Here is a 23,222-nt window from a genome sequence, read left to right as displayed (position 1 = left end):
GCAGGACAGCGTTTCTGTCCCACCCGTCTGCAATGTCATATGAGCAGGTCGCGCTCATGGCGCAGATCACGCCACCGCAGCGGCAAAGCTGGAGCGGAACACTTCGCTCAGATCGCTCAGCGCAGCGTCAGAGCCACCCATCCGGACCGTATCGCCGCCAAATTTGCCAACTGTGGTGATGCTGACACCGGCCTGGCCTGCTGCCATCATCAGTGCTTCGGCCTGATCGAAGTTGCAGGCGATCAGATAGCGCCCCTGATCCTCGCCAAAGAGCGTCTGGGTGTCGCCAGCATCCAGTTGAACGCCAACGCCCGCGGTTTCGGCCATTTCAAACGCGGCCAGCGCCAGGCCGCCGTCGGACAGGTCGGTGCAGGCCTTGATGAAGTCGCGATTGGCGCGGATGAATTCACCGTTGCGCTTTTCCAGTTCCAGATCCACTGCCGGCGCATCGCCGTCTTCGCGGTTGAACACCTCTGCCAGCAGCGCGGATTGACCCAGATGGCCCACGGTATCGCCCACCAGCAGTGCCACGTGACCTTCACGCGCTTCGCCGACAATGGCTTCTTCGCCAGCGGCAATCAGGCCAACGGCGCCAATGGTCGGGGTCGGCAAGATCGCCTGGCCATCGGTTTCGTTGTACAGAGACACGTTGCCCGACACGATGGGCATATCCAGTGCTTCAACTGCGGCTCCGATGCCTTTGATTGCGCCGACAAATTGGCCCATGATCTCTGGCTTTTCAGGGTTGCCGAAGTTCAGGTTGTCGGTGGTGGCCAAGGGTTTTGCACCGATGGCGGTGAGGTTGCGATAGGCTTCTGCCACCGCTTGCTTGCCGCCTTCGAACGGGTTGGCCTTCACATAGCGCGGGGTCACATCGGAGGTGAACGCGAGCTGTTTGTCGGTGCCGTGGACCCGCACGATGCCAGAGCCTGCGCCCGGACGGCGCGCCGTGTCGCCCATGACGGTGGTGTCATATTGTTCATAGACCCACTGTTTGCCCGCATAGTTCGGGCTCGCCAGCAGCGCGCGCAGCCCGTCGATCGGGTCGATCGTCGGCACATCCGCATCTGTCAGGGCCTCTGGCACCGGGGTTTCGACCCAGGGTCTGTCATATTCCGGCGCGGTAGAGGACAGCTTGGACAGAACCAGATCGGCCTTCACTTCACCGTTGTGCATGATCAGGAAGCGGTCTTCGGCGATGGTTTCACCGACGATCGCGAAATCCAGATCCCATTTCTCGAACACGGCGCGCGCTTCGGCTTCGAGTTCGGGCTTCAACACCATCAGCATCCGCTCTTGGGATTCCGACAGCATCATTTCATAGGCGGTCATGTTCTCTTCGCGCTGCGGCACGTTTTCGAGATCCAGACGCACGCCCAGCCCACCTTTGTCGCCCATTTCAACCGCAGAACAGGTCAGCCCGGCGGCCCCCATATCCTGGATCGAGATCACCGCTCCGGTCTGCATCAGTTCCAGCGTGGCTTCCATCAGGCGTTTTTCTGTGAAGGGATCACCAACCTGAACCGTGGGGCGTTTTTCTTCGATGGTGTCGTCAAACTCGGCCGAGGCCATGGTGGCGCCACCAACCCCGTCGCGACCGGTTTCGGCACCAAGATAGACCACCGGCATGCCAACGCCCGACGCGGCAGAATAGAAAATGCCATCTGTTTTGGCCAGACCGGCTGCAAAGGCGTTCACCAAGCAGTTGCCGTTGTAGGCGGGGTGGAAACGGACCTCACCGCCGACGCAAGGCACGCCAAAGCAGTTGCCGTAGCCGCCAATGCCCTCGACCACGCCATTGACCAGCTGTCGGGTCTTATGGTGGGCCGGTTCGCCAAAGGACAGCGCGTTCATCGACGCAATGGGGCGCGCGCCCATGGTGAAGACGTCGCGCAGAATGCCGCCAACACCGGTGGCCGCGCCCTGATAGGGTTCGATGTAGGATGGGTGGTTGTGGCTTTCCATTTTGAAAACCACCGCATCACCATCGCCAATATCAACGATGCCTGCGTTTTCGCCGGGGCCACAGATCACCTGTGGACCGTCGGTCGGCAGGGTGCGCAGCCATTTCTTGGAGGATTTGTAGGAACAGTGTTCGTTCCACATGGCCGAGAAAATACCCAGCTCGGTGAAGGTCGGCTCCCGCCCGATGATTTCCAGGATCAGATCATATTCATCGGGCTTCAGCCCGTGATTGGCAATCAGTTCAGGCGTGATGGCAGGTTCCTGCATCCCTTTGTCGTCCCCCAATGGCTGCGATTGCGCGCCTTGTAGGGCAAGCAGGGCCGAGGGGGAAGAAAAAAGCGCATTTTGTCATGTTGGGCGCTGCACAGACCAGATTTCGTGTCCAGGCTCGCAGCCGTAGGTGCGTTTGCGGTCCGGCGCAATTTTGCTGCCAAATAAGGATGCGGATTGCCCGGTGCGGTTCACCTCTGCTTAAGAGTTTGCGCTTTAGAAAAGCGGCAGGGTGCCGTGCTGCACTGTGACGGCCTCCGGCAATTTGCGCCCACTTTGATATGACGCCCTATAATATGTGTCAGCAGGGCAATGACTTAGCAGGAGGGCGCCACCTGCAAAGTCCCATGTCGACGCCGCGAAATCCAGTTCGCGGCAGGCGCAAAAAAAAGGCCGAGCACTAAGCTCGGCCGAAGTCCAACAGGGAGGTATGAAGACCGCAGTGTTGCTGTCTTCATGAGCTGATTTAGGGGCGCTGTGTCGCCCGATCAAGTATATTCAGCCTTAGAAAATAGCATTGCTGCCATGCGTTTTTTGCATGGCTACAATTTGCCAAGCTCTTTCATGTGTTTGCGATGGGCGATGATCTCGTTCTGCACAAAGTCGCGGAACGCCGAAATCCGCCGCGAATGGCGCAATTCTTCGGGGTAGGCGAGGTAGACCGGAACCGGGTTGGTGTCCTCATCCGACAGCACCGGCACCAGATCCGGGAAGTCTTCGGTCACGTAATCGGGCAGCACACCGATGCCCAAATCGTGCAGAACGCCCTGCAACACGCCGAAATAGTTGTTCACTGTCAGCAATGATGACGGATTGTGGGTCATCAGTTTCTGCACCAGAACCGCAGCCGAGCCGACCTGCGCCGAACGGGGATTTTGACAGATCAACCGATGTGCTCCGATGTCTTCGGCCACTTCCGGCATCCCGTGACGTTCCACATAGGAGCGCGAGGCGTAGAGTTTCATCTGCACCGTCATCAACCGCTTGCGGATTAGATCGGCCTGACTGGGTTCTTTCATGCGGATGGCAACATCGGCCTCGCGCATGGGCAGGTCCAGAACCCGTTCCTCCAGCATCAGGTCGATCTTTAGGTCCGGATATTGTTCATAGAGTTTGGTCAGGCGGGGCGCGAGCCACAGCGTGCCGAATCCAAAGGTGGTGGTGACCCGCAGTTCGCCAAACACCTCTTCCTCGCTGTCGCGGATCCGCGCAGACGCCGCCTCAAGCCGTTTGGACATGGATTTGGTGGCATCAAACAGCAGTTCGCCCTGTTCGGTGAGAATCAGTCCCCGCGCATGGCGGTGAAACAGGGTGGAGCTGAGGCTCTCTTCGAGCGCCCGGATCTGCCGGCTGACCGCGGATTGTGACAAATTCAGCTTGTCCCCCGCGTGGGTCAAACTGCCTGCATCTGCCACTGCGTGAAATATTCTTAGCTTGTCCCAGTCCATACCCGTCACTTTCGATGCCTCGCTTTGACCCTATATGAAATGTATCGACATTTTCAATTTCATTGGTGCTGCGAAACGCAATGAGACCAATGCCGGGAAAACGACGAGGGCAAAAAACAGTATACAGGTCAGCAATTGTGACCTATTATTTCAGGGTATGCAGCAAGCTAGTCGAGGCTGGGGAGGCCAAGAATGAGCACGCAGAAGATCTCGCTGAATGACAAGTTTGATCTGACCAAATCGCAGGTCATGTTGAACGGAACCCAGGCGCTGGTGCGTCTGATGTTGATGCAAAAACACCGCGATCGCCAGGCAGGGTTGAACACCGCAGGGCTGGTCACCGGATACCGCGGCTCGCCGCTCGGTGCGGTCGACATGCAGATGAAACGGGCGGAAAAACACCTTACCGCCAGCGATGTCACCTTCCAATACGGGCTGAACGAAGATCTCGCCGTGACCGCTCTGTGGGGCGCGCAGCAGGCTGAGGTGCGCGGCGAAGGCAAATATGACGGTGTCTTTGGTCTGTGGTACGGCAAGGGGCCGGGGGTGGACCGCTCTGGCGATGCCATCCGTCACGCCAATATGGCTGGATCCTCCAAATACGGCGGCGTCGTGATGGCGATGGGCGATGACCACACGGGCGAAAGCTCGACCGTGCTGCATCAGTCCGAATGGGCGCTGATGGATTGCTACCTGCCGATTGTCAGCCCGGCTGGGGTGCAGGAAATTCTCGACTATGGCATCTATGGCATTGGTCTGAGCCGGTTTTCCGGCCTCTGGACTGGGCTGAAGACGATGAAAGACACGATTGAGGTCACATCTGTGGTGGATGGCAACCCTGATCGGATGTCTTTGGTCACACCAGAATTCGATATGCCTGCAGATGGGCTGAACATCCGTCTGGATGACGACCGGTTCCGCCAGGAAAACCGCATCATCGACTACAAACGCTTTGCGGCAGAGGCCTACAGCCACGCCAATAAGATGGACAAGCGGATGTGGGGCAAGCCGGGTGCCAAGATCGGCTTTGTCGCTGCTGGCAAGAACTGGCTCGATCTGGTGCATGCGATGTCACTCTTGAACATCGATGAAACCATGGCCGAACGGTTGGGGATCACCACCTATAAGGTGGGTCAGACCTGGCCGCTGGACATGAAAGGGTTCAACGAATGGGCCGATGGGCTCGACCTGATTGTTGTGGTCGAAGAAAAGCGCAAGCTGATCGAGATCCAGATCAAAGAAGCCATCTTTGATGACCGCCGCGGCCGCCGTGTCTATGGCTGGTACAAGGGCGGCGCGGGCGCGATGCACCGCGAGGAGCTGTTCCCGACGAAATACGCGCTTGATCCGATTATGATCGCTGAAAAACTGGGGCAGATCCTGATCGAAGAAGGGCGCGAGACCGAGGCCATCCGTGCGGGTATGACCGCGCTGGAGGATGCAAAACGCTCTGACAATGCAGAGGAAATCGCCGCCCGCCTGCCATATTTCTGCTCGGGCTGTCCGCACAACTCCTCCACCAAATTGCCTGATGGCTCGCGCGCCTATGCCGGTATCGGCTGCCACTTCATGGTGCAGTGGATGGACCGTGAAACCACTGGCTTCACCCATATGGGGGGCGAGGGCGTGAACTGGGTCGGGGAGGCACCGTTCTCGAACCGCACCCATGTGTTCCAGAACCTCGGCGACGGCACCTACAACCACTCCGGTGTGCAGGCGATCCGCGCGGCATTGGCCGAAGGCACCAACATCACCTTCAAGATCCTCTACAACGACGCTGTCGCCATGACCGGCGGGCAGGAGGCAGAGGGCGGCCTGAGTGCGCAGCAGATTGCCCATGAGTTGACGGCCATGGGCGTCAAAACCATCGCCGTGGTCTACGACGAAAAAGAGGACGTCAACGCCAGCCTGTTCCCAGCAGGTATGCGGATGCATGAACGGGCCGAGTTGATGACCGTGCAGAAGGAGTTCGAACAGGTCGCAGGCGTTTCTGCCATCATCTATGTGCAGACCTGTGCGGCTGAAAAACGCCGCCGCCGCAAAAAGGGCCTGTTCCCGGATCCTGACCAGCGCGTGTTCATCAACTTCGACGTCTGCGAAGGTTGTGGCGACTGCGGGGTGCAGTCCAACTGTGTCTCTGTGGTGCCCAAGGAAACGGAACTTGGCCGCAAGCGCGCAATTGATCAATCCTCCTGCAACAAGGATTTCAGCTGCGTCAAAGGGTTCTGCCCGTCCTTCCTCACCATCGAAGGCGCAAAGATCCGCAAGGAACCGACCGCCGCATTGGACCTGCCGGATCTGCCGACACCGGAGCTGCCGACCATCCAGGGCACTCATAATGTTGTGATCACTGGCGTCGGCGGCACGGGGGTTGTCACCATCGGTGCGGTGCTGGCACAGGCCGCGCAGATTGATGGCAAGGGCGCAGGCATGATGGAAATGGCTGGCCTTGCCCAGAAGGGCGGCGCAGTCCATATCCATTGCCGCATCGCCAACAAACCCGAGGATATCAGCGCAATCCGTGTGTCCACAGGTGAATGTGATGCCCTGATCGGCGGGGATCTGGTGGTGTCAGCCGGGGCGAAAACCATCGGCCTGATGAAAACCGGCAAGACCGGCGCCGTGGTCAACAGCCACGAGATCATCACCGGTGATTTCACCCGCAACACCGAATTCCAGATCCCAAGTGACCGCCTGCAAGTGGCGTTGGAAGCACGGTTGCGGGATCGTCTGGATCTGTTTGACGCCTCGGACCTCGCCCGCGTCAGCATGGGAGATTCGATCTTTTCGAACATGATGGTCTTTGGCGCGGCTTGGCAGCGCGGTCTGTTGCCGATCTCGCTGAAGGCGATCCAGCAGGCCATCACGCTCAATGGCGCAGCGGTGGAGCGCAACCTGCGCGCCTTTGACATCGGTCGCTGGGCGGTGCTCTACCCACAGGAGGCCGCGCGTCTGATGGCGCCCAATGTGGTCGAACTGCCCAAGTCGCTGGAGGAGAAAATCGCCTTCCGCAAGGCGCAGTTGGTCGACTATCAGGGTCCACGCCTGGCCAAGCGCTATGGCAAACTGCTCGCCGGTATTTCGGACAAGGCGCTGAAGGAAGCGGTCGCAAAGGGCTATCACAAGCTGTTGTCCTACAAGGACGAATACGAGGTCGCCCGCCTGTTGCTGTCGAGCCGGGAAAAGGCAGAAGCCGAATTCGAAGGCGATCTGAAGATCTCCTACAATCTCGCGCCGCCCATGCTCACTGGGAAGGACCCGAACGGGCGACCCAAGAAACGCAAGTTTGGCCCGGGCCTGGAGCGTTGGCTGCGTCTTCTGGCGAAGTTCAAAACGCTGCGTGGCACCCCGCTGGATGTGTTCGGCTACACCGCCGAGCGGCGGATGGAGCGGGCGCTGATCGCGCAATATGAGGCCGACATGAAGGAATGGCTGCCCAAAGCAGCGCCAGAAATCATGGAGCCACTGATCGCACTGGCAGAGCTACCTTTGGACATTCGCGGCTTTGGCCCGGTGAAAGAAGACAACGCCGCCAAGGCCGCAAAACGGCGCGAAGAGATCTTGGCACTGCTGCGCCAAGGTGGCGAACCGATGAAGACCGCGGCGCAGTAAGCCCTGCAGTGAACATCGGCGATAGACACTGGCGATAAACACTGCCAGCCAACACCAGTCTTTTGCAGGGCGCTCTCTCATCAGGGCGCCCTGTTTTTATGGTCGGGCGGAACACCGCAGGCTGTCACACCTTTGTCATGGATCTGTCGCATGGATCGCTCCGGGTCTAGACAGATCCTGCGAGACCAGATCCTGCGAGACAAGACGGAGACGCCACCATGCAGGCACAGCGCCATCTCACCCGCGACATTTCCTACGCGCATTCCGCCTCAACCCGTGCCGGGCGCGCGATGATCCGGCTGATGGAAAACACAACCGGCCGTCTCAGCCTTATCCGGCGGGCCGCAGGGTATGAGCAGGAGATCGCCGCCGGGCGCAGTTTCTGGAGCGTGATGGCCGACCGCTACGGGCTGACACTTGATATCGTGGGCGGCGCGCTGTGCAATATTCCTGCGGACCAACCCGCGGTCCTGATCGCAAACCATCCCTACGGCATTCTGGATGGGCTGATGATGGGCCATATTCTGGCTGAGACGCGCGGCGATTTCCGCATCCTTGCCCATCAGGTGTTCCGCCGGGCAGAAGATCTCAACAAGGTGATCCTCCCCGTTGATTTCGCCGAAACCAAAGAGGCGATGCGCACCAATCTGATGACCCGCAAGACCGCTCTCGAGTACCTCGGGCAGGGCGGTGCCATTGGTATTTTTCCGGGCGGGACGGTGTCCACGGGGGTGACGCCCTTTGCGCATCCTATGGATCCAGGCTGGCGGGGTTTTACGGCCCGGATGATCGCCAAATCAGAGGCGGTTGTGGTGCCGGTGTTTTTCGACGGCCATACCTCGCGTCTGTTTCAGATTGCCAGCCATATGCACGCGACATTGCGCATGGGTTTGTTGATCCAGGAGTTCAAAAAACGCGTCGACACACCGGTCCGCGTGGTCATCGGCGAGCCGATCGGGCGCGATGTTCTCGATCCGCTTGCGGGTGAGACAAAAGCAATGATGGATTTCCTGCGCAAAGCAACGTATGAGCTATCTCCGACGTCGCTCAAATCCGTGGCATACGGGTATGAGTTCGAGCACAAACACCGCGTCTAAGCGGGCAACGAGAGAGACAGATGGCTGTAGGTATCTTCGATTCCGGCCTGGGCGGGCTGACCGTTCTGGATGCCGCGCAACGGCGGCTTCCCGATGTGGAGTTTCTCTACTTCGGCGATAACGCGCGCGCGCCTTACGGGGTGCGAGATGCTGAGGATGTGTTTCAACTGACCAACGACGCCGTCCATCAAATGTGGGCGCGTGGCTGTGATCTGGTCATTCTGGCCTGCAACACCGCCTCTGCAGCGGCACTGCGCCGGATGCAAGAAGCGGGCGTGCCCGAGGGCAAACGGGTGCTGGGTGTCTTTGTGCCCCTGATCGAGGCGCTCACCGAACGGCAGTGGGGGGACAATTCCCCGCCACGGGAAGTGGCCACCAAACATGTCGCGCTCTTTGCGACACCGGCCACGGTGGCAAGCCGCGCGTTTCAACGGGAACTGGCGTTTCGCGCCATCGGCGTTGACGTAGAGGCGCAGTCCTGCGGCGGTCTGGTGGATGCCATCGAAGATGGCGACATGATCCTGGCGGAAGCCCTGGTCAAAAGCCATGTGGACGCGCTGCTGCGCAAAATGCCCAAGCCCGAGGCCGCGATCCTGGGCTGCACGCATTATCCGCTGATGGAAGAGGCGTTTCAGGCAGCGCTCGGCCCGGATGTGACCGTGTTCAGCCAGGGCAATCTGGTGGCGGATAGCTTGGCCGATTATCTCACCCGGCACCCACAGATGCTGGGTTCTGGCGAGGGCGGATATCTCACCACCGGTGATGCCAGCCGCGTCAGCACCCGCGCGACGCAATTTTTGCGACGAGAAATCACCTTTCAATCCGCCTGATTGAGGCGCGCGGCGATTGGCATGGCTTTGTCCGCTTTTTGACCTGTGACAAAGCCCGCCCGCTGCAGATCTGATAGTCTGCCTGGCATGACACCCGTGCCACACCCTGATTTACCCCGAGTATGAAGAGGTCCGATATGACCCATAAAGTGGCTATTCTTGGCGCATCCGGCTACACGGGCGCCGAACTCGTCCGTTTGATTGCCCAGCACCCTTCCCTGACCATCGCAGCCCTGTCGGCAGAGCGCAAAGCGGGCCTGGCTATGGCGGATGTGTTCCCGCATCTGCGGCATCTCGATCTGCCAACCCTCTGTAAGATTGGCGAAATTGATTTCACTGACATCGATCTGTGTTTCTGCGCCCTGCCGCATAAAACCAGCCAAGAGGTGATTGCAGCCCTGCCTGCGGATCTGAAAATCGTTGATCTGTCCGCGGACTTCCGGCTGCGCGACCCGGCGGAATACGAAAAATGGTACGGCAATGCCCATTCCGCGGTCCACATGCAGGGCGAAGCGGTCTACGGGTTGACTGAATTCTACCGCGAAGAGATCAAGGCCGCTCGGCTTGTGGCCGGGACCGGCTGCAACGCGGCGACCGGGCAGTTTGCGCTGCGCCCGCTGATCAGCGCGGGGGTCATTGATCTCGACGACATCATCCTTGATCTGAAATGCGCGGTTTCTGGCGCGGGGCGGAGCCTGAAGGAAAACCTGCTACATGCCGAGCTGAGCGAGGGCTATCATGCTTATGCATTGGGCAGCACCCACCGGCATCTGGGCGAGTTTGATCAGGAATTCAGCAAGATCGCTGGCCGTCCGGTGAAGGTTCAGTTCACCCCGCATCTGCTGCCCGCAAACCGCGGCATTCTGGCAACCGTCTATGTCAAAGGCGACGCTCAGACGATCTATGATACCTTTGCCAAGGCCTATGCCGACGAACCTTTCATCGCGCTGCTGCCGTTTGGCGAGGCCCCATCGACCCACCATGTGCGGGGCTCCAACTTCTGCCATATCGGCGTGGTGCAGGATCGCCTCGACGGGCGCGCCATTGTGGTTGCAGCGCTCGATAACCTGACAAAAGGTAGCAGTGGCCAGGCCTTGCAGAACGCAAACCTGATGTTAGGTGAGGATGAAACCGCCGGATTGATGATGGCGCCCCTGTTCCCCTAGGGCGCCACATCCCGATACCAGGTGCTGACTGGCCGCCGTGCCAAGACGCTCCCAGACGACGCAAAGAGGCCCCGATGAAGTCGCTGAAGAAACAACGCAGGATCCAGGTCATCATGCTGGCCACCGCAGCCTTGGTGGTGTCCACAGCGCTCATCGGGTATGCGATGCGCGAAGGGATCAATTTCTTCCGCTCGCCCAGTCAGGTCGTGGCCGAACCGCCCGTCGAAACGGAAGTGTTCCGGATCGGTGGTCTGGTTGAAGAGGGCAGCATCGTGCGCGGGCAGGGCGAAACCGTGCGCTTCTCCGTCACCGATGGCGGGGCCAGCGTGCCTGTCGCCTTCACCGGGGTTCTGCCTGATCTCTTCACCGAAAACGAAGGGATGGTTGGCACTGGTCGTTACATCAACGGTGTCTTCCAGGCGACTGAAATTCTTGCAAAACACGATGAAACCTACATGCCGAAAGAGGTCGTGGACGCGTTGAAGGAACAAGGCGTCTACAAAGGCTCTGACGAGAGCTGACCCTGGGATTGCCCGGCCCTGATCAGGGCCGGCTCACGCACTCCACAACTCATTGGTTTCAAATCGCAGTGGCCAGTGTTGCCACCCCTGCGCGCGCCCTGGTCGGGGGGCGCTCATTTTTGTCTGACATCCTCATGGTCTGAACTTTTGTCACAAAAGGATCCGACCATGCAGGATATCAAAGCCATTGCCGAAGAGATTGTCGCCCGCGAAGGCGGGTTCGTGAACGACCCCGACGATCCCGGTGGGGTGACCAACCATGGCGTCACCATCGGCACCATGCGCCGTCTTGGTCTGGACCTGACCGGGGATGGCCGGGTCGATGCCCAGGATGTGGCCCGCATCAGCCAGGCGCAGGCGGTCGACCTCTACGTCAAATATTACTTCGATCAGCCAAGGCTCGGGGCGTTGCCGGATATTCTGCAGCCATCGGTGTTTGATATGTACGTGAACGCAGGGGACAACGCGGTGCGCATCCTGCAGCGACTGCTGTGTCAGATGGGTTATGCGGTGGATGTTGATGGGCGGATCGGCCCGCAAACATCGGGTGCGGCACGCAAAGCTGCGGAGGTTGGCCGCGTCGCGCTGCGGGATGCCTATGGGGTGGCGCGGCGCAATTACTACTTCGCGATCGCAGACCGGCGTCCAGCCAGCCGCAAATACGCCCGCACTCGACGCGGTGGCAAAGGCGGCTGGATCACCCGGGCCGAGGCGTTCATGTCGCCGACCTATCACCTGTCGCAGCAGGAATTTGACGCGCGGGTGACGTCATGGGGATGATCACGGGTGTGTTGCAGGATTTGATCCAGGGGCTGTTTGGCCGGGACCGCAATCTGGTGGTCGAAACGATGGAGGTGTTTCGCGAAAACGCCGAGGCAGCGGGGCAGCGCCGCCACGACCATCAGTCCGCTGCCCTGGCACAGTTTGCCGCCGAATTCACCCAGCCCCGCAAAGGGCGGTTTGACCGCTTTGTCGATGGGCTCAACCGGTTGCCACGGCCGATGCTCGCGCTTGGCACGCTGGCGCTGCTGGGCGCTGCGATGGTCGATCCCCTGTGGTTTGCCGCGCGGATGCAGGGCTTGGCCTTGGTCCCAGAGCCCTTGTGGTGGCTGCTGGGGGTTATCGTGACATTCTATTTTGGTGCGCGTCAGCAATTGAAACATCAGGAGTTTCAACAGGATATCGCCGGCCACCTGTTCGAGGCACCACAAGTGGCCCGCCGGGTCCGCAGCCTGACGCAGCATGACGATGCGCCAGAACAGGACCAGCTGGTTGAGATTGATCCAGACCCGCTCCCAGAGGCAAACCCTGCGCTGCAGGCCTGGATGCAGCGCAAAAACAGGGGCGGGCAATGATGGGTTTTATCGCGTCTGCTCATCTTTGGCGCGAACGCAGCGGCGGTGTTCACCCGCTTTCACTGCGGCGTGAGGACGCGCCGATTGCGATTGGCCCGCCTTCTGGTTCGGCATATAAACGCAGCATGATTACAGAACTCGGTCATTTCGCCCTGATCCTCGCGTTTGTTATTGCCATGGTCCAGATGGTGGTGCCCCTGATTGGTGCGCATTACCGCTGGCCGGGTTGGATGGCGATTGCGGTTCCGGCTGCGCAGGCACAATTCCTGTTCACGGCGTTTTCCTTCGGCGCCCTCACATGGGCCTTTGTGACCTCTGATTTCTCGTTGCGGCTGGTGACGCTGAACAGCCATTCGGCGAAGCCGATGCTCTATAAAATAAGCGGCACATGGGGCAACCACGAAGGCTCCATGCTGCTATGGGTGCTGATCGTTGCGCTGTTTGGTGCGCTGGCATCGGTGTTTGGCAACGGTTTGCCACCAACGCTGAAGGCGCGGGTGCTGGCGGTGCAGGCCTCGATCGGGGTGGCGTTTTTTGCGTTTATCCTGTTCACGTCGAACCCGTTTCTGCGGCTTTCTGTGCCACCGTTCGACGGCCAGGATCTGAACCCGCTGCTGCAGGACCCTGGCCTCGCGTTCCACCCTCCGTTTCTATACCTCGGCTATGTCGGGCTCTCGATGGCCTTCTCCTTTGCCGTGGCGGCCCTGATCGAAGGCCGCGTGGATGCCGCCTGGGGCCGCTGGGTGCGGCCCTGGACCCTGGCGGCCTGGGTCTTTCTGACCATCGGCATCGCGCTTGGCTCCTGGTGGGCCTATTACGAATTGGGTTGGGGTGGGTTCTGGTTCTGGGACCCGGTGGAAAACGCCTCCTTTATGCCCTGGCTCCTGGCTGCTGCGCTGTTGCATTCCGCTATTGTGGTTGAAAAACGCGAAAGCCTCAAAAGCTGGACCATCCTGTTGGCGATCCTGGCTTTTGGCTTCTCACTGATTGGCACATTCATCGTCCGCTCTGGTCTTTTGACGTCGGTGCATGCCTTTGCCAATGATCCGGAACGCGGTGTGTTCATTCTGATCATTCTGGCGGTCTTCACCGGTGGTGCGCTGACACTGTTCGCGCTACGGGCCCAGGCGATGCAGGCCAAAGGTGTCTTTGGCGTTGTCAGCCGGGAGACCGCGCTGGTGGCCAACAACATCCTGCTCGCGGTCAGCTGTTTTGTGGTGTTTTTCGGCACGCTCTGGCCGGTCGTTGCGGAAATGGCCTTTGACCGCAAATTGAGCGTCGGGCCTCCGTTTTTCGATGCGGCCTTTACCCCCTTCATGGTGGTGCTTGGGTTGATCCTGCCGGTTGGATCGATGCTGCCGTGGAAACGCGGCGTGCTGGGGCGTACGGCCTGGCGGCTGCGATTTGTCTTTGTCTTGGTGATTGCGCTTGGGGTGTTGGCCTGGGCCATCCAAACCGGTCGCTCTGGCCTGGGTCCGATTGGTTTGTTCCTGGGTGCCTGGGTGGTGTTTGGCGCGGCGGCTGATCTGTGGATACGCGCTGGCGCGTCCGATCGGTTTGGCCGTCTGCTGCGCCTGCCACGGGCGGATTGGGGCAAGGCTGTTGCCCACGCGGGTCTTGGCGTCACCATGTTTGCCGTGGCCGGGCTGACCGCCTGGCAGGCGGAGGACATTCGCGTTGCCGAGATCGACAAACCCTTTGCTGTTGGTCCCTACACCTTGGAGCTGAAGGATGTGCGCCGCGTCACAGGGCCCAACTATCTCAGCACCATGGCGGATATCGAGGTCACCAAAGCAGGCAAATTCATCGCCGTGCTGAACCCGGAAAAACGCGACTATCCCGTGGCACAGATGCCCACCACGGAGGCTGCGATTGATTACCGGTTCTTGCGCGATCTCTATGTGGTGATCGGCGATCAGCAATCAAACGGCGGCTGGACCGTGCGCACCTACATCAAGCCGCTCGCAAACTGGATCTGGCTTGGCAGCGCGCTGATGGCTTTGGGCGGGTTCCTCAGCCTCAGTGATCGCCGGTTCAGAGTGGCGGCGGGCGCGCGTCGGCGTCCTTCATCCGGGGTGCCTGCAGAATGATCCGCAAAACGCTCTCTTCCCTGGTGTTGGCAGCAACTGTTGGCTTTGTGGCGCTGCCACATCCTGTGTTTGCCGTTCAGCCGGACGAAATCCTGGAGGATCCCGCGCTGGAGGCCCGGGCGAGACTGCTGTCCAAGGACCTGCGCTGCCTGGTGTGCCGCAACGAAAGCATCGATGAAAGCAACGCGGATTTGGCCCGTGACCTGCGCTTGCTGGTGCGGGAACGGCTCGTGGCGGGGGACAGCGATGAAGAGGCGATGGCCTTTATCGTGGACCGCTATGGCGAATATGTGCTGCTGAATCCCAAGGTCACAGGTGCCAACTGGCTGTTGTATGCGGCGGGGCCGGGGATGTTGCTGCTGGCGCTGATGATGGCCGGGTTCTACCTGCGGGGCCGCAGCGCCGCGGCAGAGCAGGAGGCCGCGGCTGGCGACGCGCTCACCGCGCAGGAAAAAGCCCAGTTGGACCGCATCCTGAAAGACTGACCCGATGCAGGCCTTTGTCGTGCGGCGGATTTTTCGCGGGGTTACGCGGCGTTTGCCTTTTCCTGTGGCCTTGCATAAGCAACTCTGCAGCGACCACCAAACATGAGGGACGGCAATGGACTACAAGGAAATTCAGTATGCGCTGTCGGATGGCCTGGCCATTGTCACGCTGAACCGTCCTGAAAAGATGAATGCGCTGACAGGGTTGATGCGCGCGGAGATCACCCATGCGCTGCAACAGGCCGTTCGGGATGCACGCGCTGTTGTGATCACTGGCGCGGGTAGTGCGTTTTGCTCCGGACAGGATCTGTCGGACGCGGGCCATCGCGGCAAACTGGATCTGGAGCGGACGCTGCGGGATGAATACACGCCCATGCTGGAGGCGATTTACAATTGCCCGGTGCCGACGCTTGCCGCGGTGAACGGTCCTGCAGCTGGGGCTGGGGCCAATCTGGCGCTGGCGGCGGATGTGGTGATTGCCAGCGATCAGGCGTTTTTCATGCAGGCGTTTTCGCGCATTGGCCTGATCCCGGATGCGGGTGGGACCTGGTTCTTGCCTCGGCAGATGGGTCTGGCCAAAGCGATGGGGGCCGCGCTGTTTGCCGATCGGATCACCGCCCAGCAGGCCAGCGACTGGGGCATGATCTGGGAAGCGGTCGAGCACAGCGCCTTTGACGCCCATTGGCGTGACCGCGCGGCCTATCTGGCCAATGGCCCGACGCAGGCCTTTGCGGCGATCAAGACTGCGATCCGCCAGAGCTATGGCAATTCACTGCCCGAACAGCTGTCGGAGGAGGCGCATCTGCAAGGGGGATGCGGCAAGACCCGTGATTTCATGGAGGGCGTGACGGCTTTCATGGAAAAACGGCCCGCCAAATTCGAAGGCCGCTGACAGGCTCGCCTCTGGCGGGGGGTGGCAGCGGCGTGGCAGGGCCCGTAAACTGCGCCAAATCGCAACGTCAAAGCCGCCGAAATTTCGGCGGCTTTTGTAGTGGTTCCGGAGGATCACACAGGGGCGCCGCCGGATACGGGCCCAGTGCTGAGCCGCCAGGCAGGGTGAGCAGTTATGCAGGGCGAGCGATCAGGGTCACGTGGTCTTCGATGTTGAAATCGCCACCCGCGTTCACCAGCCGCACGACTTCCTCGCCATTGGCGACCAGAAAGGCATCGGTGCCGCCAGTGTTGTTGTCGCGGGTCACCACCTCGAGATCGGGATCGGGTTCCCCCTCCAGATAGTAGTAGATCAGACGATCATCAGTGCCGGTGAAATCGGTGATGGTGGCCTGATCGCTTTCATCTTCCAGCCAGATGCCGGTTTCGAAACTGTCCGCGCCGTCGCCGCCGGTCACGGTGTCATCAATGCCGAAGATGATCCCATCATCACCAGCACCGGCGTTGATCGTGTCGCCTGCGGTATCAGTGTCGCGGGTGATGTCATAGTCCAGCAGTTGATCGACCTCTTCCACGCTGCTGGCAGTCAGTCGGCCCTGCACGAAATCTTCGTAGCGGCCGAGATCAAAAATGCCGGAACCAATGATGAGATCATCGCCCTGACCGCCCACCAAATGATCGCTGCCGCGCCCGTCGACGAGCGTGTCGTCATCCGCGCCGCCGTGTGAAAAATCATCACCAACGCCGCCCATCAACCGGTCGTTGCCCGCATCGCCGAACAGGTTGTCATCGCCGTCACCGCCGTCGATGTCGTCATTGCCATCGTTGCCTTCGATGCGGTCATCGCCGCCGCGGGCATCGACGCTGTCATTGCCGTCGTCTGCCATGATCGCCTCGGCTGCGCCGGTGCCAAACAGGAGGTCGTTGCCGGAGGTGCCGAGGAATTCGGGTTCAATGCTGTTGCCCGCCGTGTCGGTTGGCCCGCTCGCTGCGCTGTCATCGCTGGTGTCGTCGTCACTATCGGTCAGGACCAAACCAGCCGGCATCCCAATGCCCAGCAAAGAAATCAGAGCGATCATGCCGCACTCCCGTCAAAGAATATCTTAATGTTGTGTTAACGCGGTACTGCGGCGGAAGTGTGGCGGTCAAAGGAATATGAAAATACTGCTAAAATTGCGGGAAACAGGGTTAATTTTCCCTGTTTCTGGAAACAGTTTTCGGTATTGGGCCGCATTGTTGCAGGCGTGGTTTGAACCTTATGGGTGTGTCCCTGCATCGCACCCGGTTTGTGGGAACAAAAAAGCCCCCTGCTGGGTCAGCAGGGGGCAATTGGTTCGCGTGCTGTGCGTGCTGGACGATCCAGCACTGTTGCGATCAGCGGTTTTCGATATCCACGTAGTCGCGCGCGGTTTCACCCAGATACAGCTGACGCGGGCGGCCAATTTTGTTCTGTGGATCTGCGATCATTTCCTTCCACTGCGAAATCCAGCCAACGGTGCGCGACAGCGCGAAGATTGGCGTGAACATCGAGGTCGGGAAGCCCATGGCCTCCAGAATGATGCCGGAATAGAAATCGACATTCGGGAACAGTTTCTTTTCGATGAAGTATTCATCGTTCAGCGCGGTCTGTTCCAGTTCCTTGGCGACCTGCAGGAGTGGGTTGTTTTCAACGCCGAGCAGTTCCAGAACCTCATCCGCCGATTGCTTCAGCACTTTGGCGCGCGGGTCGGTGTTCTTGTAGACCCGGTGGCCAAAGCCCATCAGGCGGAACGGATCGTTCTTGTCCTTGGCGCGGGCGATGAACTCAGGGATGCGGTCAACAGTGCCGATTTCCTTGAGCATTTCCAGACATGCCTGGTTCGCACCACCATGTGCCGGCCCCCAGAGGCAGGCAATACCAGCGGCGATACAGGCGAACGGGTTGGCACCGGACGAGGACGCCAGACGCACTGTCGAGGTGGAGGCGTTCTGTTCGTGATCGGCGTGCAGGATGAAGATCCGGTCCATGGCGCGGGCCAGGATCGGGTCAACATGGTATTCTTCGGCCGGGACCGAGAAACACATGTGCAGGAAGTTCGCTGCATAATCCAGATCGTTGCGCGGATACACAAACGGCTGGCCGATGGAATATTTGTAGGCCATCGCTGCGATGGTGGGCAGTTTGGCGATCAGGCGGACGGCCGCCACTTCGCGCTGCCAGGGATCGTTGATGTCGGTGGAGTCGTGATAGAAGGCGGACATCGCCCCCACAACGCCGACCAGCGTGGCCATCGGATGCGCATCGCGACGGAACCCACGGAAGAAGTTGAGCATCTGCTCATGCACCATCGTGTGGCGGGTTACGCGGGTTTCGAAGTCTTCCAGCTGTGCCGCGGTTGGCAGTTCGCCGTACAGCAGCAGATAGCAGACTTCCAGGTGGTGGGATTTGGACGCCAGCTGGTCAATCGGATATCCACGGTGCAGCAACTCGCCTTTGCCACCATCGATATAGGTGATTGTGCTGTCGCAGCTGGCGGTCGAGGTAAAGCCCGGGTCATAGGTGAACACACCCGCCTGAGCGTAGAGTTTGCGGATATCCAGAACATCAGGCCCGGCGCTTGGCGAGAACATGGGAAGCTCGTAAGTTTCGCCATTCAGACTCAGCTGGGCGGTTTTCTGTGTATCGGTCATAGATGTCCCTTCCTGATACAGGCACTTAGGCGGGTATTATCCAGCTCTGTGCAGGCAGCACCTGCACGTATTAGGTGCAGGTGAGGTCATAGCGTGTCCGGCTTACTTGGAGGTTAATGGCCCCGGCGGGCACCTCTGCAGTTCATCCAGTCACATCGGTGAGCCGGGCCAGTGTTTCATCCCGGCCCAGAATCAGCATCATGTCGAAAACTGAAGGGGTTACCGCACGTCCGGCAAGCACAGCCCGCAGGGGACCGGCCAATTTGCCAAACTTTGTACCCTGTGCATCTGCGAACGCAGTCAGACAGGCCTCCAGATCGTCTCGCGTCCAGCTAGCATTTTGCAACTGCGGCGTCAATTCTTCCAGTATACCGTCGGATACAGATGACAGCGCTTTTGTGGCTTTCTCGTCGCGCTCAATCGGGCGTTTGGTCAGGATAAAGTGTGCTTTTTCAGTCAGTTCAGGGAATGTCTTCGCCCGATCTTTCAGGCAGTACATTGCGCGTTCAATATTTTCTGACTGTGCGTCACTTAGCGGTGTCTGACCCGCAGCGATCAAAAACGCCTGCAGTTCATTCCGCAACGCAGCATCATCTGCCGCCGCGATATGCTGGCCACAGAGGTTTTCCAGTTTCTTGGTGTCAAAGCGCGCCGGGCTCTTGCCGATCCCATCGAGATTAAACCACTCTTTGGCCTGCGCGTCCGTAAAATATTCGTCATCCCCATGGCTCCAGCCCAGGCGCGCGAGATAGTTGCGCATGCCTGCCGCAGGGTAGCCCATGATCTGGTATTCCTGCGCGCCCAAAGCCCCGTGCCGTTTGGACAATTTCTTGCCATCGGGGCCGTGGATCAGTGGGATATGGGCCCAGACCGGGACGTCCCAGCCCATCGCGTTATAAATCATCATTTGGCGGGCGGCGTTGTTCAGATGGTCGTCGCCGCGGATCACATGGGTGACGCCCATGTCATGGTCATCGACCACAACCGCCAGCATGTAGACCGGCGTGCCGTCCGAGCGCAGCAGGATCATGTCGTCCAACTGGTCATTGCGGATGGTGACATCCCCCTGCACCTCGTCGTGGATCACAGTGCTGCCGTCTTGCGGTGCTTTGATGCGGACCACATAAGGCGCATCCGGATGCGCAGACGCGTCGGCATCGCGCCAGGGTGAGCGGTAGAGCGTTGATTTCCCATCCGCTTTGGCCTGTTCGCGGAAGGCCGCGATTTCGTCCTGAGTGGCAAAACACTTGTAGGCCTTGCCCTCTGCCAGCAGTTGATGCGCGACCTCGGCATGGCGCGCGGCACCTTCGAATTGGCTCACAACCTCGCCATCATGGTCCAGACCGAGCCAGGCCATCCCTTGCAGAATGGCTGCGGTGGCTTCGGGTGTTGAGCGCTCGCGGTCGGTGTCTTCGATCCGCAGAAGGAACTTGCCACCCCGACCGCGGGCATAAAGCCAGTTGAACAACGCGGTGCGCGCGCCACCGATGTGCAGAAAGCCAGTTGGAGAGGGGGCGAAACGGGTGACGACCGGTTTGGACATGCGGTGATTTACCTTTTGGAAACCATAAGAGAGCTAGTTTTGACGCCTGTCTACCGAGCCAAGCGGCAAGGAGCAAGCATGGGTCCCATCGAACGGGTTGACCAGGTTCTGCAATCCCAGCGCGGCGATCTGTTTCCCTGGGTGCCGGTGATCTACGGGAGCGGGATCGGGGCTTACTTTGCCTTGCGATCGGAACCCAGCGGGACGCTCCTGGCGGTGATGGCCGCGATGGTTCTGGGCTGTCTGCTGATGATCTGGCTTGCCCGGCGGCGCAGTGCTGATCAGGGTGGAACGGTTGCGGATATCACAGCGGTCCCAGAGGTTGCCGTCATCGGTGCAACGGTCGTGGCGATTGCCCTGTCCGGTTTTTTGGTCGCAAGCGACCGCAGCCATTCCCTTGCCGCGCCGGTGCTGGAGGGGCGCAGCTATGGCGCCATCGAGGGTCGGGTGGTGCTGGTGGATCGCTCCGCAAGTGACAAGTTGCGCATTACGCTAGATGACCTGCGCCTTGATAGGCTGCCGCCTGAGCGCACACCAGAGCGGGTGCGTGTGTCACTGCCCGATGGCGTCGCCGCGCCGCCGATCGGTGCGCGGGTGATGACCACCGCGCATCTGTTGCCACCGCAGGGCCCGGTGGAGCCCGCGGGGTTCGATTTCCGCCGCCATGCCTGGTTTTTGCAATTGGGCGCCGTTGGATACACCCGGGTGCCCGTGCTGCTGATTGCGCGGCCCACCTCGGACCTGTGGATTGACCGGTTGCGCGCTGGCCTGTCAAAGCAGATCCTGTCACGGATGCCAGCGGACACCGGCGGGTTCGCCGTGGCCATCACCACCGGCGACCGGGTTGGCATCCCGCTTGAGGCGCTGTCGGATCTGCGGGCCAGCAATCTGGCGCATCTTTTGGCGATTTCCGGGCTGCATATGGGGTTGCTGACCGCGGTGGTCTTTGGCGGTCTGCGTTTTGCGATTGCGCTGGTTCCGGCCGTTGCATTGCGCTGCGATAGTAAGAAATGGGCCGCATTGGGCGCCTTGCTGGCGGCGACGGTGTATTTGTTTGTCTCGGGCAGCCTGGTCGCCAGCACTCGCGCCTATATCATGGCGGCTGTGATGTTGGTGGCTGTGCTGCTGGACCGGCGGGCGCTGTCGCTGCGGTCCGTGGCGCTGGCGGCAATGATCATCCTGACCCATACGCCAGAGGCGCTGATCAGCGCTGGGTTTCAGATGAGCTTTGCCGCGACCGTGGGTTTGATTGCGGTGTTTTCTGCTCTGCGCGATTGGCAGAGGCGACCACAAAACCGACTGATCCGCGGTCTGACGGGGATCGTCGTCTCCTCCGTCGTTGCGGGGCTGGCGACCGCGCCCTTTGCTGCGGCCCATTTCAATGTGATGTCGCAATATGGATTGATTGCCAATGTGTTGGCGGTCCCTGTGATGGGGGCGTTGGTGGCGCCTGCGGCCGTTCTGGCGCTACTTTTGTCGCCCATTGGGGGCGATTGGATCGGTTTCCTGTTGATGGATCTGGGCATCCGCTGGATCCTGTTGGTGGCGGAGTTTGTGGCTGGCCTCGAGGGAGCGCAGCGGTTGATCCCAATGCCGCCTGCGATGGTGCTGCCGGTGATTTCGCTGGGCGCTTTGCTCTGTATATTGTGGAAAGGGCGCTTGCGGTTGGTCGGGGTGCCAGTCTGCCTGGTGGCTCTGGTGGTGTGGGTGACGGCGCAGCGCCCGTTGGTTTTGGTGGCGCCAGACGGCGGGTTGGTCGGGATCATGACCGAGCAGGAGCGCGCCCTGTCACGGCCGCAGGGCAAGGCGTTTGCCGCCGAACGCTGGGCTGAGAATGATGCCAGCGCTGTGCCACAGGACATTGCGGCTGGGTTGTGGCCGGTTCACGCAACTGAAGGGCAGGTTGGTCAACTGCCGAGCCGCAGCATGGTGACGGCGCTGCCATCTGGTGGGCGTCTCATCCATCTGATGGGAAAACGCGCGGCCGCGGACTGGCAGATCTGCGACCTGGGCGATGTGGTGGTTTCTGATAAGGAACTGGCGCTGAAAGGCGACTGTCAGATTGTGGACCAGCCCGCATTGGAAGCGAGCGGCAGCCTCGCGTTGTTGCCCGATGGCAAATGGATCAGTACGCGAGAGTATGTGGGGGCGCGTCTTTGGACCGGCGCACCCGCGCTGCGGTTTAGGCCGCAACACTGAGATCTACGAAGAAGGCTGCGCGACCAGCCAGGGTATCAGCCCCCTGATTAGTCTGAATGACTGGCATCTAAGAGCGATCTCTGTGAGCAGCCAGTTTGAGGGACCTATGTGACAGGCCTGTCTGACGCGCCTGAAACGCTTGCCTATCGCGATATGCGGGGTGAGGTTGCCCTCAATAGCTGCGGATCAGACCGACCAAGCGGCCCTGTACCTTCACCATATCCTGGGGGTAGTGGCGGGTTTCATAGGCCGGGTTTGCCGCCTCCAGTGAAATTGTGGTGCCTTTGCGGTAGATCCGTTTCAATGTGGCCTCTTGCCCATCTACCAGGGCCACAACCACGTCGCCGTCATCTGCGACAGCTGTTTCCCGGATCACCACGATGTCGCCGTCGTTGATGCCCGCTTCAATCATCGAGTCGCCGTTGACCTCCAGCGCGAAATGTTGCCCCTGGGCGGACAGCATGGAGGCCGGCACAGCAACCTGATGCGACACCTGGTTAATCGCTTCAATCGGGACACCTGCTGCGATGCGGCCCATGACAGGCAGTTCCATCGCGGCGATCGTTGCGGCGGCTGGGACATCGGACAGATCTGCGGATGGACCAGCGGCGCTTTCAGCTGCGGCTGCCTGTGCGGTCGCGTTATCAGGGGTCTGCAGGCTTTCTGGCAGGCGGATCACCTCAATCGCGCGGGCGCGATGGGCAAGGCGGCGGATGAACCCCCGCTCTTCCAAGGCGGTGATCAGTCGGTGGATGCCGGATTTGGACCGCAGATCCAGCGCAACTTTCATTTCATCGAAACTGGGGGGCACACCGTCCTTTTGCAGGCGGGTGTTAATGAAATCGAGCAAATCCAACTGCTTCTTCGTCAGCATGATTGACCTTTCCTTTGCCTCAGTTTCGCTTTGTTCTACTCATGTTCCCGTTTTGTGTCAAGTCGGTTGTCGCTAACAAGCGATATGTCCGGTGTAGGTAACATGCGATCTGTCCGGTTTTATCATGTCTCCGAAAGGAGGCGTTATGAAGCGGACAGAAGTGTTACAGGAAGTTCGACTTATGAAGTTCGAAGACGTGTATTCGC

The 23,222-nt window shown here is 60.0% G+C and carries 17 protein-coding genes; 11 read left to right on the top strand and 6 right to left on the bottom strand.

The window, feature by feature from the left end; all coding sequences use genetic code 11:
* Positions 1–66: 66 nt before the first annotated feature.
* Complete coding sequence (purL, locus tag Q0C28_RS01175; RefSeq protein WP_293572815.1) at positions 67–2,232, bottom strand: phosphoribosylformylglycinamidine synthase subunit PurL; 2,166 nt, start codon at positions 2,230–2,232, stop codon at positions 67–69.
* Positions 2,233–2,777: 545 nt separating this feature from the next.
* The gene (locus Q0C28_RS01170) at positions 2,778–3,683 is read right to left on the bottom strand and encodes a LysR family transcriptional regulator (RefSeq protein WP_293572814.1); all 906 of its coding nucleotides are present in this window, start codon (positions 3,681–3,683) and stop codon (positions 2,778–2,780) included.
* A 192-nt stretch (positions 3,684–3,875) separates the two neighbouring features.
* On the opposite strand from Q0C28_RS01170, the gene Q0C28_RS01165 reads away from it, so the two are divergent.
* From Q0C28_RS01165 to Q0C28_RS01120, 10 genes are all read left to right on the top strand, one after another.
* Positions 3,876–7,295, top strand: a complete 3,420-nt coding sequence (locus Q0C28_RS01165) for an indolepyruvate ferredoxin oxidoreductase family protein (protein WP_293572813.1) — start codon at positions 3,876–3,878, stop codon at positions 7,293–7,295.
* Between the two features lie 218 nt (positions 7,296–7,513).
* Positions 7,514–8,392, top strand: coding sequence for a lysophospholipid acyltransferase family protein (locus Q0C28_RS01160; protein WP_293572812.1), 879 nt, complete (start codon positions 7,514–7,516; stop codon positions 8,390–8,392).
* A 20-nt stretch (positions 8,393–8,412) separates the two neighbouring features.
* Positions 8,413–9,222 (top strand): aspartate/glutamate racemase family protein, encoded by an 810-nt coding sequence (locus tag Q0C28_RS01155; RefSeq protein WP_293572811.1) that lies wholly within the window; start codon positions 8,413–8,415, stop codon positions 9,220–9,222.
* 137 nt (positions 9,223–9,359) lie between these two features.
* Positions 9,360–10,388 (top strand): N-acetyl-gamma-glutamyl-phosphate reductase, encoded by a 1,029-nt coding sequence (gene argC, locus Q0C28_RS01150; RefSeq protein WP_293572810.1) that lies wholly within the window; start codon positions 9,360–9,362, stop codon positions 10,386–10,388.
* A 74-nt stretch (positions 10,389–10,462) separates the two neighbouring features.
* The gene (gene ccmE, locus Q0C28_RS01145; RefSeq protein WP_293572809.1) at positions 10,463–10,909 is read left to right on the top strand and encodes a cytochrome c maturation protein CcmE; all 447 of its coding nucleotides are present in this window, start codon (positions 10,463–10,465) and stop codon (positions 10,907–10,909) included.
* Positions 10,910–11,077: 168 nt separating this feature from the next.
* Entirely contained in the window at positions 11,078–11,689 is a 612-nt protein-coding gene (locus Q0C28_RS01140; RefSeq protein ID WP_293572808.1) for a holin-associated N-acetylmuramidase, read from the top strand.
* Positions 11,680–12,264, top strand: a complete 585-nt coding sequence (locus Q0C28_RS01135) for a holin family protein (protein WP_293572807.1) — start codon at positions 11,680–11,682, stop codon at positions 12,262–12,264. The genes Q0C28_RS01140 and Q0C28_RS01135 overlap by 10 nt, the downstream gene beginning before the upstream one ends.
* A gap of 125 nt (positions 12,265–12,389) precedes the next feature.
* Complete coding sequence (locus tag Q0C28_RS01130; protein WP_293572863.1) at positions 12,390–14,354, top strand: heme lyase CcmF/NrfE family subunit; 1,965 nt, start codon at positions 12,390–12,392, stop codon at positions 14,352–14,354.
* On the top strand, positions 14,351–14,839 hold the full coding sequence (locus Q0C28_RS01125; RefSeq protein ID WP_293572806.1) for a cytochrome c-type biogenesis protein: 489 nt from the start codon (positions 14,351–14,353) through the stop codon (positions 14,837–14,839). Before Q0C28_RS01130 ends, Q0C28_RS01125 begins: the two co-directional genes overlap by 4 nt.
* A 115-nt stretch (positions 14,840–14,954) precedes the next feature.
* Positions 14,955–15,731, top strand: a complete 777-nt coding sequence (locus tag Q0C28_RS01120) for an enoyl-CoA hydratase-related protein (RefSeq protein WP_293572805.1) — start codon at positions 14,955–14,957, stop codon at positions 15,729–15,731.
* A 172-nt stretch (positions 15,732–15,903) separates the two neighbouring features.
* Here the strand turns inward: Q0C28_RS01120 and Q0C28_RS01115 are convergent, their stop codons facing one another.
* The 3 genes from Q0C28_RS01115 to gltX all read right to left on the bottom strand — a co-directional run bounded on the left by Q0C28_RS01115 (position 15,904) and on the right by gltX (position 19,943).
* Positions 15,904–16,809, bottom strand: a complete 906-nt coding sequence (locus Q0C28_RS01115) for a type I secretion protein (protein WP_293572804.1) — start codon at positions 16,807–16,809, stop codon at positions 15,904–15,906.
* Positions 16,810–17,104: 295 nt separating this feature from the next.
* Positions 17,105–18,400: a citrate synthase gene (locus Q0C28_RS01110; protein ID WP_293572803.1), complete on the bottom strand. Its 1,296-nt coding sequence runs from the start codon at positions 18,398–18,400 to the stop codon at positions 17,105–17,107.
* A gap of 142 nt (positions 18,401–18,542) precedes the next feature.
* Entirely contained in the window at positions 18,543–19,943 is a 1,401-nt protein-coding gene (gltX, locus tag Q0C28_RS01105; protein ID WP_293572802.1) for a glutamate--tRNA ligase, read from the bottom strand.
* A 78-nt stretch (positions 19,944–20,021) separates the two neighbouring features.
* Here gltX and Q0C28_RS01100 point away from each other — a divergent pair, with 78 nt between their 5' ends.
* Positions 20,022–22,142, top strand: coding sequence for a ComEC/Rec2 family competence protein (locus Q0C28_RS01100; protein WP_293572801.1), 2,121 nt, complete (start codon positions 20,022–20,024; stop codon positions 22,140–22,142).
* A 172-nt stretch (positions 22,143–22,314) separates the two neighbouring features.
* On the opposite strand, the gene lexA is transcribed toward Q0C28_RS01100, so the two are convergent.
* Positions 22,315–23,016: a transcriptional repressor LexA gene (gene lexA, locus Q0C28_RS01095; RefSeq protein WP_293572800.1), complete on the bottom strand. Its 702-nt coding sequence runs from the start codon at positions 23,014–23,016 to the stop codon at positions 22,315–22,317.
* Between the last annotated feature and the right edge of the window lie 206 nt (positions 23,017–23,222).

Source organism: Phaeobacter sp., from assembly GCF_022825805.1.
GTDB lineage: Bacteria > Pseudomonadota > Alphaproteobacteria > Rhodobacterales > Rhodobacteraceae > Phaeobacter.
The sequence above is the reverse complement of the archived record's forward strand: the minus strand, read 5'-3'. Positions and strand labels throughout refer to the sequence as shown.